This is a genomic window from Henriciella algicola (assembly GCF_003576245.1).
Lineage (GTDB): Bacteria > Pseudomonadota > Alphaproteobacteria > Caulobacterales > Hyphomonadaceae > Henriciella > Henriciella algicola.
Map to the genome: position 1 here is coordinate 241,530 of NZ_QWGA01000007.1, position 15,339 is coordinate 256,868.

Here is a 15,339-nt window from a genome sequence, read left to right on the forward strand (position 1 = left end):
GAGCGCCCTTTTTCTTTGCCCGCTGACATGACAAAGAGGCCTCATGACCGATCAACCGTTGAAAGCCGCTATTCTGGGCGCGTCCGGTTATACCGGCGCTGAGACCGTCCGACTTCTGCGAAATCATCCGAATGTCACGCCCGTCGCTGCCACGGGCAATGCGCTCGCTGGCAAGACACTGTCGGATATCTTCCCGCACCTTCGCGGCAAGTACGACCTCGACGTCATTAAGGCTGAGGATGTCGACTGGGGCGGCATTGACGTCGCATTCGGTTGCCTTCCACATGGGACGAGCCAGGACCTGATCGAGACCCTGCCAGCCCATGTAAAGGTCGTCGATCTCTCTTCAGATTACCGGTTTCGCGATGCAGTGGCCTATTCGAAGGCGTACGGCCGCGAGCATATCGCGCCAAAGCGTACGGCCAATGCAATTTATGGCCTTAGCGAACACGCTGGCGATGCCATGAAAGGCGCAGATCTTGTCGCCTGTCCGGGTTGCTATCCGACAGCGATCCTCATGGTTCTGCTGCCGCTCATGAATCCCATGATCATCGACCGTGATGCGATCATTATCGACGCCAAGTCCGGTGCGACTGGGGCAGGGCGGGGCCTCAAGGAAGGCAACCTCTTCAGCGAGGTCACCGAAGGCTTGCATGCTTATGGGGTTGGTACCCACCGGCACACGCCGGAGATTGAGCAGGAGCTGAATCTGCGCGCGGGCCTCAATGATATCGAAGTGACTTTCACGCCCCATCTAATTCCGATGGCGCGCGGCGAGCATGTCACCTGCCATCTGCGCGGAGACGTCGATGCGATCCATGCTGCTCTCTCGGCGGCCTATGAGGGGCAGCCTTTTGTCAGCGTATTGCCGCTCGGCTCACCGCCGCCAGATACGCGTCATGTGCGCGGGACGAATGATTGCCGGATTGCCGTCTACCCTGACAGCGCGAAAGGCCGGGTGATCGTGATTGCCGTCATCGACAACCTCGTTAAAGGCTCAAGTGGTCAGGCCATCCAGAACCTCAACCTGATGATGGGGTGGGATCAGGCCTTGGGGCTCGACGCGCTCCTGCCACTCTTCCCCTGAGACGCAGTTTTTTTGGCCGGCTTCTTCGCGCCCGCCTTTGACTTCGCCGAAGTCGTAGAGCTGGTCTTTGCCTTTGCAGTAGCCGGCTTGGGCTTGGGCGAAGCCGCCTTTTTGGCCGCCGCTTTCGGTTTTGGGGCCGGGCGGTCAGGCTTGGAAGGCATCGAATACTCTGTCGCGGGCATCTTGCCCTGCGCGATGTCAGAAAGGCGCATCTTCACATAGGTGCCGGGTGCGTCGCCCAGGCCCTTGTCTTCAACTGGCTCAGCTGGTTGAAGATCGCCCGCCTTGGGCTCAAGCCATTCCCACCAGGTCGGCCACCATGAGCCCTTGGTCTCGTCAGCGCCGGATAGCCAGGCCTCTGGCGTCTTTGCCAAGCCCTCATTCGTCCAGTGCTGGTATTTCTCAGCGCTCGGATGGTTGATCACGCCAGCGATATGGCCCGACCCGGCCAGGATGAAATTAACGTCGCCGCCATACTTCTGGGCACCCCGATAGATGGAGTGCCACGGACAGATATGGTCTTCGCGGCTCGCCTGAATGGTGACGGGGATCGAGATGTCTCCCATGGAAACAGGCTCACCGAAGACTTTGAAACGTCCTTCGGATAGCTCGTTCTTTCCATACAGGTTTTTCAGATAGGTACGATGCGTTTCGCCCGGAATATTCGTTTGATCCGCGTTCCAGAACAGAAGGTCAAACGGGCGGGGCTTCTTGCCCATCATGTAATTATCGACGACGTAGCGCCAGACGAGGTCGACCGGGCGCAGCCAGTTGAATGTCTGGCCCATCATCTCGCCCGGCATAATGCCGTCATTCTCGTCAATGACAGTATCGATGCTACCGAGCGACTCCGGATCGGTAAATACCATCAGGTCGCCCGCATCGGAGAAGTCCGACTGGGACGCAAAGAACGTCGCTGATGCAACACGCTCGTCGCCCGTCTTTGCCATATGGCCGAGAGCGCCGGTCAGAAGCGAGCCACCGATGCAATAGCCGATCGCGTTCAGCTTGTCCGCGCCGGTTTGGGCGAGGGCTTCGTTCATTGCTGCGAATGCGCCGTGCTCGATATAATCATCCCAGGTGAAGTCGCGCGTAACAGCGTCAGCGGATCGCCAGGACACGACGAAGACGGTCAGCCCTTTGTCGACGAGCCAGCGGATCAGCGAGTTCTCCTCGCGCAGATCCATGATGTAGTATTTGTTGATCCAGGGCGGAAAGATTAGCAGGGGGCGCTCAAACACCTTCTCTGTGGTCGGCTCGAACCGGAGAAGCTCGATCAGCTTGTTGCGGAACACGACCTTGCCAGCCGCCGTCGCGACATTCTTGCCAATCTCAAACGGTGTTTCATCCGACTGGCTGATCGACAGGCGGCCGCCACCTTTCGCGATATCCGCGCGGGCATTCCGCAAGCCGTCGACGAGGCTCTGCCCGCCCGTTTTCAACATGGCGCGTAGCGCCGCCGGATTGGTCGCGAAGAAATTGGTCGGTGACAGCGCATCTATGGTCTGGCGCGTATAGAACTGGGCCTTGCGCTTGTCGCTTGGCGAAAGGTCAGGCGCCGCATCCAGCAGCGACATCATCCAAGATGAGTTCAGCTCATACGCCTTGCGCATGAACTCGAAAGCGGGGTTGGATGACCATTCCGGGTCGGAAAAGCGCTTGTCCTGTGCGCCGCTGATCTGGCCGAGCGTGAAGTCCTTCCAGAGGCTGATCCAGCCGGTCCAGAGCTCCAGATTGGCGTTCAGCAGAGCTTGCGGATTGCTCGCGAGCGATTGGCCCAGCCGCCCATACGTATTGCCGACGCCGAAAGGATCGGGATTGGACGTAAGCCCCTCGCCGGGATTGGCGGTTGCCAGCACTTCATTGAGAAGCGCCTGCGACTCGATTGCGGCTTCTGCGAGGGCCTGCCCGATCGCCTGCAATTGCTCAGGTGATTGATCGGCGAGGATCGCATTCAGTGTGCGGTTTTCGGGTTCGCTCATATCACTCGTGCTTTTCATCACCCTCTATCGCCATTCTACACAAACAGCGGTAGGGAATAAATGTTTCAGGATGAATGAAGAGTACCGAAGTTTATGACGAAAGCCTGGTTGATCCCCGTTTTTGCACTGTTCGTGGTCGGATGCACGACAACCGAGACGACTGGAAGCGGCGTCCAGCCGCCCGAATGGTACGAGCAGCGCCAGGCGGAACTTGCGGCACGCGGCTTTCCTCAGATCGCGAATGTGCCAACCGTGCCTCAAACCGAAACAGATGGCGATGAGAGCATCGACGCCGATTCAAAGCGCGCCAAGGATCAGGCCGTTCGTCGCCGCACAGCTCTTTATCAGGCTATCGTGAAAGACCCGCGCGCGGCACCGACCTATCTCACGCCGCAGGAAATTGCGGCCTGGGGGCAGGAGCAGCTGAGCAAGCTGGAGGGGCGGCCCGGCCCTGCAGATTTCCTGACAGATCAGGAAGTCGCTTCCCTGCGGGCAAGGTTTGACAGGCGCCGCGCCCGGCGCTGACACTTCCTTTCCATCGCTACAATAAATTTGCCCTGCGGAGTTCGGTCATGGCCGGAGAATTTTATAAGATCAGGCGTTTGCCGCCCTATGTTTTTGAACAGGTGAACCGTCGCAAGGCGGCACTGCGGGCGAATGGCGCGGATATTATTGACCTCGGCATGGGCAATCCAGACCTGCCGACACCAAAGCACATCGTCGACAAGCTTTGTGAGACCGCGCAGAAGCCGGACGTGAATGGCTACTCTGCCTCGCGCGGCATCAACGGCCTGCGCCGCTCGCTCGTGAATTACTATAAGCGCCGGTTCGACGTGACGCTCGACAAGGACCGCGAAGTCATCGTGACACTCGGTTCCAAGGAGGGCTTCGCCAACCTTGCGCAGGCAATCTCTGCACCGGGCGACGTCATCCTTGCGCCGGACCCGTCCTATCCGCTGCACTCATTCGGCTTCATCATCGCAGGTGCGTCGATCCGGGGCGTGCCTGCGCAGACGCCGGAGCAATATCTCTCCAATCTCGACCATGCGATCCGATACAGCGTGCCGCCGCCAACCGCGATGGTGCTCTGCTACCCGTCCAACCCGACGGGCGCTGTGGCCGATCTCGATTTCTACCGTGAAGCGGTGAAGATCGCCCGCAAGCATGAGCTCTGGATCCTGTCGGATCTCGCTTACAATGAGATTTACTTCGAAGACCCGCCACCATCCATCCTTCAGGTCGAGGGCGCTCGGGATATTGCCGTTGAGACGACGACACTGTCGAAGACCTATTCCATGGCGGGCTGGCGGATCGGCTTTGCGGCCGGCAATGAGCGCCTCATCGGTGCGCTTGGCCGCGTAAAATCCTATCTCGACTATGGTGCCTATACGCCAATCCAGGTCGCCGCCTGCGCAGCGCTGGACGGCCCGCAGGATTGCGTCGCTGAAGCCCGTGAGATCTACCGCGCGCGCCGCGACACGCTTGTCGACAGCTTCCGTCGCGCCGGTTGGGATGTGCCCAAGCCGACCGCTTCCATGTTCTGTTGGGCGCCAGTCCCTCAGCAGTGCAAATCCATGAGCAGTCTCGAATTCTCACTCGCGCTCATAAATGAGGCAGGCGTCGCTGTGGCGCCCGGTTCTGGCTTCGGGGAGCGCGGCGAAGGCTATGTTCGCATTGCGCTTGTTGAAAACGAGCAGCGCATCCGGCAGGCAGCCCGCAACATCAAGAGATTCCTTCAGACCCACGGCAAAGCAGCTGCGGACACTGAAGGCTCAGTACTAGAAGGAAAGGAGCTGTCGTGAAGACATTGAAGCTCGGTATCGCAGGGCTCGGCCATGTCGGCTGTGGTCTCGTTGACCTCGTACAGCGTCAGGAAAACCTGCGCCTTCCAGGTCAGGTCGAGATTACGGGCGTCACGGCACGCAATCGTAGCCGCAACCGGCCTGTCGAGACAGACTCCTATCGCTGGCTTGATGACGCGGCAAAGCTTGCGGCAGATGACTCCGTCGATGTCTTCGTGGAGCTGATTGGCGGCTCTGACGGTCCTGCCAAGGTCGCCGTCGAAACCGCGATCAAGTCCGGCAAATCCGTCGTGACCGCCAACAAGGCGCTGATCGCCATGCACGGCCAGGCTCTGGCAGAGCTTGCGCGTGAACATGGCGTGGACCTCTTGTTCGAAGCAGCTGTCGCGGGCGGTGTCCCGATCGTGCGGGTGCTGCGCGACTCTCTCGCTGGCGTCGAGATCAACCGCGTCACCGGTATTCTGAACGGCACCTGTAACTTCCTGCTGAGCGAGATGCTCGATACTGGCAAGTCTTACGACACTGTCCTGGCTGAGGCCCAGCGTCTCGGCTTTGCCGAAGCTGACCCGACGCTTGACGTGTCCGGCATGGACGCGGCGCACAAGGCCGCCATCCTTGCGGCCATTGCATTCTCTGCCGATCTCGACTTCTCCAAGGTGTCGGTGTCCGGCGTCGACGGCGTGGAGCTGCTCGACCTCGATCTCGCTGACCGGCTTGGCCTTCGAATCAAGCTCATCGCAGAGGGCAAGATTGCGGGCGACGGTGTTGTGTGCCGCGTCGAGCCATTCGCCCTGCCAAAGAATCACCCTCTCGCGCGCATCAATGGCAGCCTGAACACGGTCCGTGTGGAAGGTGAGCCGCTAGGTGCAGTTACCCTGACAGGCCCTGGCGCGGGCCCGGGACCGACGGCGAGTGCCGTCATGGGCGACGTGGCTAAGCTCTTCAATCCAATTGCGCGTCCGGCGTTTGGCCATGCTGAACACCATGCGCGCCGCAAGTTCGTGGTCGCGGAAGCCGATGAAACCGCTGCATATTTTGTCCGCGTGAAGCTGATGGACAAAGCAGGCTCGCTCGCAGAGCTGACTGAAGCTCTGGCCGATGCCGGTGTGTCGATCGATAAATTGCTGCAGGACTCGGCTGACGAGGACGGCGCTGCGCCGATCGCCATCGTGACGCATCTCTGCTCACGCAAGGAGATCTCGAATGCACGCGAGCGCTTGCAGTCATTGGCGTCCAATGTAGGAACTCCGCAGATAATGGCCATTGAGGCTTCATCAGAATAATTGGGAGGGGGCAGCCGATCTGGCTGCGAGGAGAAGATGACGAATAGCGTTCTTGTTCCGAGTCTTGCTGACGCCATGGTTCGCGTAACCGAAGTGGCGGCGATTGCAGCGCAGAAGCTCGCTGGCCTTGGCGATGAGAAAGCCGCCGATCAGGCTGCCGTGGACGCGATGCGCACGGCGTTCAATTCGGTAGACTTCAAGGGCCGGATCGTGATCGGCGAGGGCGAGCGCGACGAAGCGCCCATGCTTTACATCGGCGAAGAGGTCGGCACCGGAAATGGACCGGAGATCGATATCGCGCTCGATCCGCTCGAAGGCACAACGCTCACAGCCAAGAATATGGCGAATGCGCTGGCGGTTCTCGCAATTGCGCCGCGCGGCGGCCTTCTGCATGCGCCAGACACCTATATGGACAAGATCGCGATTGGCCCCGGCTATGAAAAAGGTGTCATCGACCTCGATGCGACACCCGCCGAGAACATCAAGTCCATGGCGAAAGCGGCTGGTCGTTCGGTCGAATCGATCACTGTCTGTGTTCTCGACCGTCCGCGGCATGCCGACATCATTGAAAGTATCCGCAGTGTCGGCGCCCGTATCAGCCTGATTTCTGACGGCGATGTTGCCGGCGTGATCAACACGACCAATCCGGACACCGGCATCGACCTCTATATTGGTCAGGGCGGCGCGCCAGAAGGTGTGCTCGCGGCAGCGGCACTGAAATGCGTTGGCGGTCAGATGCAGGGTCGTCTCTTCTTCCGCAATGATGATGAGCGCGCACGCGCCAAGCGCGTCGGCGTCACAGATTTCGACCGCAAATATGATCTCGATGAACTTGCGAGCGGTGAGACCGTCTTCTGCGCCACGGGCGTGACGAAGGGCGGACTTCTTGACGGCGTGGTCGTGCGTCCGGGCATTATTACAACCGATACGCTCGTCATGAGCTCGGCCGACGGCATGGTCCGCAAGATCCAGTCGCGCCACCGCACCGCTTAAGGGATGCCGGACGGCGGCCATCTGTTCAATGTCGGTCAGTCGCTGGGTGACCGGTACTGGTCGCTCGCCGAAGTCGACGACAATAAGGTCCGGCAGCTAAGTCTGTCACTCGGCACGCCTGACTTTATCTCCAGGCTGCTCTTTCTGCGGGGTGTCCAACCGGGCGAGGCACCCGGCTTTCTGGCCCCGAAGCTCCGTGACACATTTCCCGATCCGTCGACATTCAGGGATATGGAGAAGGCAGCAGGCCTGATCCTCGACGCCATCGCCGACGGCAGGAACGTAACGGTCTTTGCCGACTATGACGTGGATGGCGGCACCTCATCGGCGCTGCTCGCCCGGTATTTCCGCGCCTGGGGCAGAGAGCTGGGCCTGTACGTTCCTGATCGCCTGACCGAAGGCTATGGGCCTTCGCCGGCCGCCTTTCGTTATCTGAAAGAACAGGGCGCCGACCTCGTCATCACTGTCGATTGCGGCGCCGCGGCAACCGAGGCGCTCGAGGAAGCCAATCGCATCGGCTTGCCAGTCATCGTCATCGATCACCACCTGATGGGGCATGAGTGGCCAGAGGTCGCGGCGCTGGTCAATCCGAACAGGCCCGATGACACGTCTGGCTATGGCCACCTTGCAGCGGCTGGCGTGGTCTATGTCATGCTCGCTGCTCTGAACGCAGAAGCGCGCAAGCGAAATATCGCTCCGGCAGGCGGCCTGCCCAACATGCTCGACTGGCTGGACCTTTGCGCCCTCGGCACGCTTTGCGACATGTCGCCCTTGCGCGATGCCAACCGTGCCTTCGTCCATCAAGGGCTGAAAATCATGGCCCGTGACGGCAATCCCGGCCTCCGCGCGCTGGCAGACGTTGCCGGGATCGGCCGGATTGAAAGCGTGTATCATGCGACTTTTGTTCTCGGGCCGCGCCTCAATGCCGGCGGCAGGGTTGGTGACCCATGGCTTGCGGCAAAGTTGCTCGCGACAGACGACCGCCAGGAAGCGATTGAGCTCGCAGAGCGCCTTCATGGCCTGAACGATGAGCGTAAGGCTGTAGAGGCCCACATTCTTGAAATCGCAACGGCACAGGCAGAGCGCCAGCTGGAGCAGGACCCTGACCGTCATGCCCTCGTCGTCTCTGGCGAAGACTGGCACCCCGGCGTCATCGGCATCGTCGCAGGGCGAATCAAGGACCGCTTCCACCGGCCGACAATCGTGATTGGCTGGGGCAGGGAGCTTGGTCCGGTGGCCAAGGGCTCAGCCCGTTCTGTGCGCGGGGTGAATATCGGGGATGCGATCGCCCAGGCTGCACGCGAAGGGCATGTCCTTTCCGGGGGTGGCCATGCGATGGCAGGTGGCCTCAGTCTTGAGCCTGAACAGATCGAGCCGTTCTCGAACTGGCTGAACGCTCATCTCAGTGCATTCTCTGATGAAAGACATGCCGCACGGGAATTGAAGGTCGATGCGCTGCTCGACGCTGGCGCCATCTCACCGGAGACGTTTGACCTCATCGCGCAGCTTGGCCCGTTTGGTCAGGGCGCGCCGGAGCCATATTTTGCGCTGACGGATATGGAAATCACGCATGCACGGCCAATCGGCGCCAATCACCTGCGTCTGACCGCCGAAAGCACTACTGGGCGAGTTGAGGTGCTGAGCTGGCGCAGTGTGGGCACACCGCTTGGCGACGCCTTGCAGGCACGCGGCCGGTTTCACCTGGTCGGACGCCTGAAATGTGACGAATGGAATGGCCGCCGCCGCGCCCAACTGGAACTCGTGGACGCCGCGCCATCGGTTGTCTGAACCCGGCATTTCCTTGCATGGCGGGGCATTCCGGGATGGTGGTCACCCATCGAAAAATCGCTCAACTGCAAAAATCTGATTTGTCCGCATAGAGCCGCTTGCAAGCCGCGCGACTGGCAGCTATATCGCGCGTTCCAAACCGAGCGCTCCCTTCGTCTATCGGTTAGGACGCCAGGTTTTCAACCTGGAAAGAGGGGTTCGATTCCCCTAGGGAGTGCCATTTTTTGAACAATTTCGCGCAAAACACGATTTGTTATCCCCTTCGGGGATGACATTCCGATTCGGCTTTTCTACTATTCTTATCGGGAATGGTGGGTTGATGAGCGCGTTGAAACCAGAAATCCAGAATATAGAGCCTTCAACCTCTGTGAGGGTGATTGGCGCTATCAAATGGTTTGACCCTGCAAAGGGCTATGGTTTCGTCATTCCGGATTCCGTGACGTCTTCCGAACTATCCGGCGATGTGATGATCCATATATCCGCGCTGCGGGCATATGGCGAATCCGACGCGGACGAAGGCGCCCGAATCATTTGTGACGCAGTGGCTGGCGAGCGCGGCTGGCAGGTCGACCATATCATAGAGATGGACCGCCCCCGCGAAGTCGTCGCCAAGGAAAAGGGGAAAGCCCCAGATCCTGAAGATGTTGTGGTGAAATGGTTCAGCACGGAACGTGGATTCGGTTTCGTAAACCGGGTCGAGGAGGAGGGGGATGTCTTCATCCACATCTCTGTCCTGCGTCGTAGCGGTATTTCGTCGGCAGAACCGGGCGAGCAGTTCACCGTGACGATTTCCGAAGGAACGCGCGGGGCCTATGTGAGCGCCGTCCTTACAGAATAGATACATCGCTGGCTTCCAAGACGTGTTGTGCGTGCGAAAGGTGCGGGCTAAACCCGCTGGCATGAAAACACTTCTCGCCATTGCGGCCCTGAGCTTCAGCACGCTGGTGCTGCCGTCTTCCACTGCTTTTGCGCAGACGGCGCCCGCCGATCCGCTTGAGACATCGAGCGTCACCATCGACTCGGCGAATGGTAGCCACCAGTTCGACATCGAGATCGCCGATGAGAGCGATGAGATTTCCTACGGCCTCATGAACCGCGAATCGCTGGCGCCAGATGCGGGCATGCTGTTCGACTTCGGCAATCCGCGTGAGCCGGCGATGTATATGAAGAACACACTGATCCCGCTGGACATGCTTTTTATCTCGTCGACCGGCTCTGTCGTCATGATTGCCCGCAACGCTGTTCCGGGCTCCCTACGAACGATTTCGCCGGGCACACCTGTTAAAGGCGTCCTGGAGATCAATGGCGGCCGGGCAGCAGAGCTTGGCATTGAGCCGGGCGATACCGTGCGTCACGCAATCTTCGGCAACGATGCCGCAGAGTAGCGAAGTCCACCGCGACCCGCCTGCGGGTTTCGAGATATCTTCCTCCCGCGGTCCGTTCACCATGCGAAACGGACCTGTCTGCCGCGCGACCGAAAAAGGCGACATGCGCAGCGGCATCTGGGTTCTGGATCGCCACTGCAACAGCATGGGTTTTATGCATGGCGGCATGGTGAGTTCATTCGCAGATGGCGCGCTTGCCTGGGCCGTCTGGTATGAAACCCGGAAAATGTCAGTGACGCTGAAGCTCACCACCAGCTTTTACGGCACCATTCGTCCGGGCGACTGGCTTGAGGCGCATCCCCGCGTCATATCTAGTGATAACGGCGTTGTGCACGTCACGACAGACATGCTGGTGGGCACGGTTTTGGCCGCGCGGGCGGACGCAGTTTTCCGCGTGCTGCGTCGAACCGCTAAATAGGGCTTGCGGCGTCCCGCGCGTCTGCATAGAAGGGCAATCCGATGTCGGAGCGTGGCGCAGCCTGGTAGCGCACCTGATTTGGGATCAGGGGGTCGGAGGTTCGAATCCTCTCGCTCCGACCATCGATATACTGGAGGCGAACATGGACGCGCGGATCTATAAGCCCAGAAAGACTGCCATGCAGTCAGGCCGGGGAAAGACGCGCGAATGGGTTCTGGAGTTTCGTTCCGAGAATGCCCGCTTCGCTGACCCACTTATGGGCTGGACCAGCATCAACGACACGACAGGCCAGGTGCGTATGCACTTTGAGACGCGTGAGCAGGCGATCGACTTTGCAAAGCGCGAAAAGCTGACCTTCACTGTCGATGAGCCGCGTGAGCCAAAGCGTCTGGTGAAATCCTACTCCCAGAACTTCGCTGCCGATCGCAAACAGCCCTGGACGCATTAGTTCGGCGCGCTTTTCGGCCCCTTAGCTCAACTGGATAGAGCACCGGACTTCTAATCCGACGGTTACAGGTTCAAGTCCTGTAGGGGTCGCCATTGCTGGCGGAAGAATTATGCTGCCCGATTGGGAGGCAGCGATGAAATTACCAAAAACCGGAGCAAGCTGGTCCGAGCTGAAGTCCGAGATGTCGGCGCGCGGCGCAGGCGATGCCAAATGGCGTGATGGCAAGACGGCTGTCTATGTCTTCAATGCCGGCCCGGAGGTCGAGCAGGTCCAGAAGGAAGCCTACACCGCCTTCATGTCTGAGAATGGCCTTGGGCCGCTTGCCTTTCCGTCGCTTGCGGAGATGGAGAAGGAGGTCGTCTCCATGGCGCTGGATCTTTTGCATGGGCCAGAAGGCTCGACTGGCGCGATGACGTCTGGCGGGACTGATTCGATCACGATGGCGCTCAAGACAGCGCGCGATTTTGCCCGCTCGAAAGGCCAGTCGGGGCCTGCAAACATCGTCCTGCCGCAGTCGGCGCACCTTGCCTTCGACAAGGCCGCCCATCTCATGGACATTGAAGTGCGCCGTGCGCCTCTGAAGACCGATGGCAGCTATGAGGCTGACCCTGCCGCCATTGCGGATCGGGTTGATTCGAACACTGTCATGATTGTCGGCTCCGCGCCGAATTTCCCGCATGGAATCATTGACCCGGTTGCGGCGCTGTCTGAGCTCGCCATAGAGAAAGGCGTCTGGCTTCATGTCGATGCCTGCGTCGGCGGCTTCCTTGCGCCATTTGCGCGGATGAATGGCGTGCCTGTGCCGGCCTTCGATTTTGAGCTGGATGGCGTTCAGTCGATGAGCGCTGACCTTCACAAGTATGGATACGCTGCCAAAGGCGCGTCGACCGTGCTTTTCCGGTCTGCTGACCTCTATCAGCATATGCCGTTTGACTTTGCTGGCTGGTCTGGCGCGCCGATGAAGACCCCGACTCTGGCCGGGACGCGGCCAGGCGGGGCGATCTCTGCAGCGTGGGCTGTGATGAATCATCTGGGCGTCGAGGGATATTGCCGCCTCCAGGGCAAGGTCTGCGCCGCGCGCGAGAAAGTAGAGCAGGGGCTGCGTGAGCGCGGGTTCGAGATTCTTGGCACGCCGCTCCTTGGCCTCATCGCGTTTCGTCATCCGGACCTTTATTCCTTCGCGCTCTATGGCGAGATCTACAAGCGGGGCTGGTTTACCTCGGTCACCAAGGAGCCACGCAGTCTCCATCTCATGCTGTCGCCCAAACACGCCGATATGATCGATGACTATCTGCGCGATCTCGACGCGGCGTGTGAGACTGTCCGGGCTGGTGAATCTGCCCCTGCAGAGACCGTTCAGCCGCGCTACAATTGAGGTTGGCTGCAGCTTGCTGCAAAAAGATCAAACAGGGGATTGGACAATGGCAAGTCCCGGCGTTATGACGCCGTTTCCCCAGTGACCCGCCCGGGTAGCTCAGGGGTAGAGCAGCGGATTGAAAATCCGCGTGTCGGTGGTTCAAATCCGCCCCCGGGCACCATTTTTCTTAGCTTCCGCATCGTCGCTGCGCGCCTCACATGAAGCGTGCTCTTTTGGTTTTGATCCCCGCTTCGCGATGGATCGGGCTCAGGGCTGCGTTTAACTCATCCCGCTCACCCCGGCGCAGGCCGGGGTCTCGTGAGGATGTTGAGCTTCCTTCAGTGATTTTTTGCTTCATCCTTCGACAGGCTCAGGATGAGGAAGCGCGTTCGGCCGCAGGCCCTCTCGGGCAGCGGTACTCGGATCCGGGGACACCTGCGCAGGCAGGTGTCCATGACGTGACATTGAGAGTGCTCGGTTCGGCTTAAAGGCTGCACTCTGGATACCTGCCTTCGCAGGTATCTTCGGGAGGTGGGTATTTGGTTTGAGGGGACGTAGGTGGCCGCGTGGTTCGACTTCGCTCACCATGCGGAGCTTGGGTTGATGGTTGTGGCTAGGGTGGGATGAGTGCGACGGATACGTAGGCAGGAGCCCTCGACATTTGCGATGTTTCGCTTGTTAGCTGTTTGACGGGCGCCTGCGATTTGGTGTCGCTTAAGCCCTGCCACACGTCCCAGATATCCAGCGACAACCGCTTCCAAGGCTTGCGCGGCACGAACATGGTCCAGTCATTCGGGTCTGGTTTGTCCGCGAAGGCTTGTAGCGTGATATAGATACGGCCCTTCCTGCAGACCGAGTAGCCGACAAGACCAGAGCGGTGCTCTGTGCGGCGGGCCGTAAGGTAGCGGTCGAGCCAGTACAGCTCCCAGAGGAAGATGGGCCAGTACCAGAGCTCGAGCTCTGCCAAGACATCAAGGATCCAGTCTCGGGCGATCATGCGGGGAATGTACCCCGTAGCCCTCAAGTGTCGGAAACTCTGGTGCAGGGGTGGTGTTTCTGACGGTGCACTGACGGTGTTTTTCCAGGATCTGCAAACAGTGCGGAAAACAAACCCACAGTCTCAGTCATATGCCAGATAGGCCAGCACCGAACATTCAGGCGACTCTTCATCGAGTGATCGAATAAAGTCGGAGATAACTAGAAGAGATTTCAGGTCGGCTCCCGGCTTCGCTCTCACTACAAAGGTGAAGAGCTTGCCCGGATTGTCCGCGCAAAGGTCGTGAAGCACTTCATAGAGATAATTTATGTTTTGCGCCAGATTAGGATCGCCCAGGGCGCGCGCCAGATCAGGCATCCAGCTGTTTTGCCGACCCTGTTCCGGGTCAATCTCAATTTCGGCCGAAAAAAACGCTTCGCGCTTCGACGCAGCCAAACCTGCTTCCGATGCTTTGCTGATCAACGGATGTATCGAGACGTAATTCAGGTCTGCAGTCCTAATGAGATCGCTTGTCCAGCGTACAGAGGGGGTGCATGGCCCGCAACTAGCAAGAAGGAACCAAGCCGCCCACGTTCCAATTTGAGTGACGTGCGCAACGCTTCGATTTCAGATCCTCAGGCATTTGTAATTGCTGAATTAGCGCCGGGTTCGTCCACTTGCAAATCCTTCGCATTTTCAGCTGGATGCCGGTTGCAGCCAGCGCGTCGCCTCGCCGCATGCGAGGGGGCAGAATTTTCTGTCAGCCGCGTTAGTTATGATGGGGATGGCATGTTGCCATCGCGCTGAAAGCGTCCTAACCCGACGCTTTCGACGCCCGTCCTTCGAGGAGCTCACCTCATATGACCGAGATTGAACGCTTTGCCCTCGACTATCTGCCAGTGATCCTGTTTCTGGGACTTGGTGTGATCCTGTCGCTGCTCTTCATTATTGGCGCTGCCATCCTGGCCCCGTCCAACCCGGACCCTGAAAAGAATTCGGCCTATGAGTGTGGCTTCAACGCTTTCGACGATGCGCGCATGAAATTCGATGTCCGCTTCTATCTGGTGGCCATCCTCTTCATCATCTTCGATCTGGAAGTGGCCTTCCTCTTCCCGTGGGCTGTCAGCCTCGGCACCATTGGCGTGTTTGGTTTCTGGTCCATGGTCGTCTTCCTCGGCGTGCTGACGGTAGGTTTCATATACGAATGGCGCCGTGGGGCGCTGGAGTGGGAATAGATGGCCGACGACTATAAGCCATATGCACTTGGAGCCGGCCGCGCCGGTGTCGAAGGCGGGCACGATGTGCGCGCTGACGACCCGTTCTTTGCCGGTCTTTCCGATCATCTTGCCGACAAGGGCTATTTCACCGCACGGGCAGACGACCTGATCGCCTGGGCGCGGACCGGTTCGCTCATGTGGATGACGTTCGGTCTGGCGTGCTGCGCTGTTGAAATGATGCAGGCAGGCAATCCGCGTTATGACCTTGAGCGCTTCGGCATGGCGCCGCGCGGCTCTCCGCGTCAGTCAGACGTGATGATCGTCGCCGGTACGCTCACCAACAAGATGGCGCCAGCGCTTCGCAAGGTCTACGACCAGATGCCGGAGCCACGTTACGTCGTTTCCATGGGCTCGTGCGCAAATGGCGGCGGCTATTATCACTATTCATACTCAGTCGTTCGCGGCTGTGACCGTATCGTGCCTGTCGACATCTATGTGCCAGGCTGCCCGCCGACCGCAGAGGCGCTCGTCTATGGTATGCTGCAACTTCAGAAGAAGATCCGCCGCGAAGGCTCGATCGAGCGCTAGGCGGAAAGGATTTAC

At 59.5% G+C, this 15,339-nt stretch carries 16 protein-coding genes and 4 tRNA genes; 17 read left to right on the top strand and 3 right to left on the bottom strand.

The window, feature by feature from the left end:
- Positions 1–43: 43 nt before the first annotated feature.
- On the top strand, positions 44–1,087 hold the full coding sequence (argC, locus tag D1222_RS10880; protein WP_119454292.1) for an N-acetyl-gamma-glutamyl-phosphate reductase: 1,044 nt from the start codon (positions 44–46) through the stop codon (positions 1,085–1,087).
- On the opposite strand, the gene D1222_RS10885 is transcribed toward argC, so the two are convergent.
- Complete coding sequence (locus tag D1222_RS10885) at positions 1,045–3,069, bottom strand: PHA/PHB synthase family protein (RefSeq protein ID WP_233348695.1); 2,025 nt, start codon at positions 3,067–3,069, stop codon at positions 1,045–1,047. The genes argC and D1222_RS10885 overlap by 43 nt on opposite strands.
- Positions 3,070–3,162: 93 nt before the next feature.
- Here D1222_RS10885 and D1222_RS10890 point away from each other — a divergent pair, with 93 nt between their 5' ends.
- The 14 genes from D1222_RS10890 (at position 3,163) to D1222_RS10955 (ending at position 12,724) form a co-directional block, all read left to right on the top strand.
- On the top strand, positions 3,163–3,594 hold the full coding sequence (locus tag D1222_RS10890; RefSeq protein WP_119454294.1) for a hypothetical protein: 432 nt from the start codon (positions 3,163–3,165) through the stop codon (positions 3,592–3,594).
- Between the two features lie 47 nt (positions 3,595–3,641).
- On the top strand, positions 3,642–4,871 hold the full coding sequence (locus tag D1222_RS10895; RefSeq protein WP_119454295.1) for an LL-diaminopimelate aminotransferase: 1,230 nt from the start codon (positions 3,642–3,644) through the stop codon (positions 4,869–4,871).
- Positions 4,868–6,154, top strand: a complete 1,287-nt coding sequence (locus tag D1222_RS10900; RefSeq protein WP_119454296.1) for a homoserine dehydrogenase — start codon at positions 4,868–4,870, stop codon at positions 6,152–6,154. The genes D1222_RS10895 and D1222_RS10900 overlap by 4 nt, the downstream gene beginning before the upstream one ends.
- A 36-nt stretch (positions 6,155–6,190) precedes the next feature.
- Entirely contained in the window at positions 6,191–7,147 is a 957-nt protein-coding gene (gene glpX, locus D1222_RS10905; RefSeq protein WP_119454297.1) for a class II fructose-bisphosphatase, read from the top strand.
- 3 nt (positions 7,148–7,150) lie between these two features.
- The gene (gene recJ / locus D1222_RS10910) at positions 7,151–8,935 is read left to right on the top strand and encodes a single-stranded-DNA-specific exonuclease RecJ (RefSeq protein ID WP_119454298.1); all 1,785 of its coding nucleotides are present in this window, start codon (positions 7,151–7,153) and stop codon (positions 8,933–8,935) included.
- A gap of 145 nt (positions 8,936–9,080) precedes the next feature.
- Positions 9,081–9,155: transfer RNA gene (locus D1222_RS10915), tRNA-Glu, on the top strand.
- Positions 9,156–9,254: 99 nt separating this feature from the next.
- A complete protein-coding gene (locus tag D1222_RS10920) occupies positions 9,255–9,773 on the top strand; it encodes a cold-shock protein (protein ID WP_233348697.1) in 519 nt (172 codons plus the stop codon).
- Between the two features lie 61 nt (positions 9,774–9,834).
- Positions 9,835–10,320, top strand: a complete 486-nt coding sequence (locus D1222_RS10925) for a DUF192 domain-containing protein (protein WP_119454299.1) — start codon at positions 9,835–9,837, stop codon at positions 10,318–10,320.
- On the top strand, positions 10,307–10,738 hold the full coding sequence (locus tag D1222_RS10930) for a PaaI family thioesterase (protein ID WP_119454300.1): 432 nt from the start codon (positions 10,307–10,309) through the stop codon (positions 10,736–10,738). The genes D1222_RS10925 and D1222_RS10930 overlap by 14 nt, the downstream gene beginning before the upstream one ends.
- 45 nt (positions 10,739–10,783) lie before the next feature.
- Positions 10,784–10,860 (top strand) — tRNA-Pro (locus D1222_RS10935).
- Positions 10,861–10,880: 20 nt separating this feature from the next.
- Positions 10,881–11,186: an ETC complex I subunit gene (locus D1222_RS10940; RefSeq protein WP_119454301.1), complete on the top strand. Its 306-nt coding sequence runs from the start codon at positions 10,881–10,883 to the stop codon at positions 11,184–11,186.
- A 15-nt stretch (positions 11,187–11,201) separates the two neighbouring features.
- Positions 11,202–11,278, top strand: a tRNA-Arg gene (locus D1222_RS10945).
- Between the two features lie 41 nt (positions 11,279–11,319).
- Positions 11,320–12,561 carry a pyridoxal phosphate-dependent decarboxylase family protein gene (locus D1222_RS10950; RefSeq protein ID WP_119454643.1) on the top strand — a complete coding sequence of 414 codons (1,242 nt, stop codon included), beginning with the start codon at positions 11,320–11,322 and terminating at the stop codon, positions 12,559–12,561.
- Between the two features lie 88 nt (positions 12,562–12,649).
- A tRNA-Phe gene (locus tag D1222_RS10955) sits at positions 12,650–12,724 on the top strand.
- Positions 12,725–13,156: 432 nt separating this feature from the next.
- On the opposite strand, the gene D1222_RS10960 is transcribed toward D1222_RS10955, so the two are convergent.
- Both D1222_RS10960 and D1222_RS10965 read right to left on the bottom strand, forming a co-directional pair.
- Positions 13,157–13,540, bottom strand: coding sequence for a hypothetical protein (locus D1222_RS10960; RefSeq protein ID WP_119454302.1), 384 nt, complete (start codon positions 13,538–13,540; stop codon positions 13,157–13,159).
- 123 nt (positions 13,541–13,663) lie between these two features.
- Positions 13,664–14,002, bottom strand: a complete 339-nt coding sequence (locus D1222_RS10965) for a hypothetical protein (protein ID WP_119454303.1) — start codon at positions 14,000–14,002, stop codon at positions 13,664–13,666.
- 377 nt (positions 14,003–14,379) lie between these two features.
- Here D1222_RS10965 and D1222_RS10970 point away from each other — a divergent pair, with 377 nt between their 5' ends.
- Both D1222_RS10970 and D1222_RS10975 read left to right on the top strand, forming a co-directional pair.
- Positions 14,380–14,754: an NADH-quinone oxidoreductase subunit A gene (locus tag D1222_RS10970; protein WP_119378118.1), complete on the top strand. Its 375-nt coding sequence runs from the start codon at positions 14,380–14,382 to the stop codon at positions 14,752–14,754.
- Positions 14,755–15,324, top strand: a complete 570-nt coding sequence (locus tag D1222_RS10975) for a NuoB/complex I 20 kDa subunit family protein (protein WP_119378117.1) — start codon at positions 14,755–14,757, stop codon at positions 15,322–15,324.
- Positions 15,325–15,339 lie beyond the last annotated feature (15 nt).

Excerpts from the sequence above, each read along its gene's own strand:
- argC (WP_119454292.1), top strand. The coding sequence starts at position 44 with ATGACCGATCAACCGTTGAAAGCCGCTATTCTGGGCGCGTCCGGTTAT.
- D1222_RS10885 (WP_233348695.1), bottom strand. The coding sequence starts at position 3,069 with ATGAGCGAACCCGAAAACCGCACACTGAATGCGATCCTCGCCGATCAA.
- D1222_RS10890 (WP_119454294.1), top strand. The coding sequence starts at position 3,163 with ATGACGAAAGCCTGGTTGATCCCCGTTTTTGCACTGTTCGTGGTCGGA.
- D1222_RS10895 (WP_119454295.1), top strand. The coding sequence starts at position 3,642 with ATGGCCGGAGAATTTTATAAGATCAGGCGTTTGCCGCCCTATGTTTTT.
- glpX (WP_119454297.1), top strand. The coding sequence starts at position 6,191 with ATGACGAATAGCGTTCTTGTTCCGAGTCTTGCTGACGCCATGGTTCGC.
- recJ (WP_119454298.1), top strand. The coding sequence starts at position 7,151 with ATGCCGGACGGCGGCCATCTGTTCAATGTCGGTCAGTCGCTGGGTGAC.
- D1222_RS10920 (WP_233348697.1), top strand. The coding sequence starts at position 9,255 with ATGAGCGCGTTGAAACCAGAAATCCAGAATATAGAGCCTTCAACCTCT.
- D1222_RS10925 (WP_119454299.1), top strand. The coding sequence starts at position 9,835 with ATGAAAACACTTCTCGCCATTGCGGCCCTGAGCTTCAGCACGCTGGTG.
- D1222_RS10930 (WP_119454300.1), top strand. The coding sequence starts at position 10,307 with ATGCCGCAGAGTAGCGAAGTCCACCGCGACCCGCCTGCGGGTTTCGAG.
- D1222_RS10940 (WP_119454301.1), top strand. The coding sequence starts at position 10,881 with ATGGACGCGCGGATCTATAAGCCCAGAAAGACTGCCATGCAGTCAGGC.
- D1222_RS10950 (WP_119454643.1), top strand. The coding sequence starts at position 11,320 with ATGAAATTACCAAAAACCGGAGCAAGCTGGTCCGAGCTGAAGTCCGAG.
- D1222_RS10960 (WP_119454302.1), bottom strand. The coding sequence starts at position 13,540 with ATGATCGCCCGAGACTGGATCCTTGATGTCTTGGCAGAGCTCGAGCTC.
- D1222_RS10970 (WP_119378118.1), top strand. The coding sequence starts at position 14,380 with ATGACCGAGATTGAACGCTTTGCCCTCGACTATCTGCCAGTGATCCTG.
- D1222_RS10975 (WP_119378117.1), top strand. The coding sequence starts at position 14,755 with ATGGCCGACGACTATAAGCCATATGCACTTGGAGCCGGCCGCGCCGGT.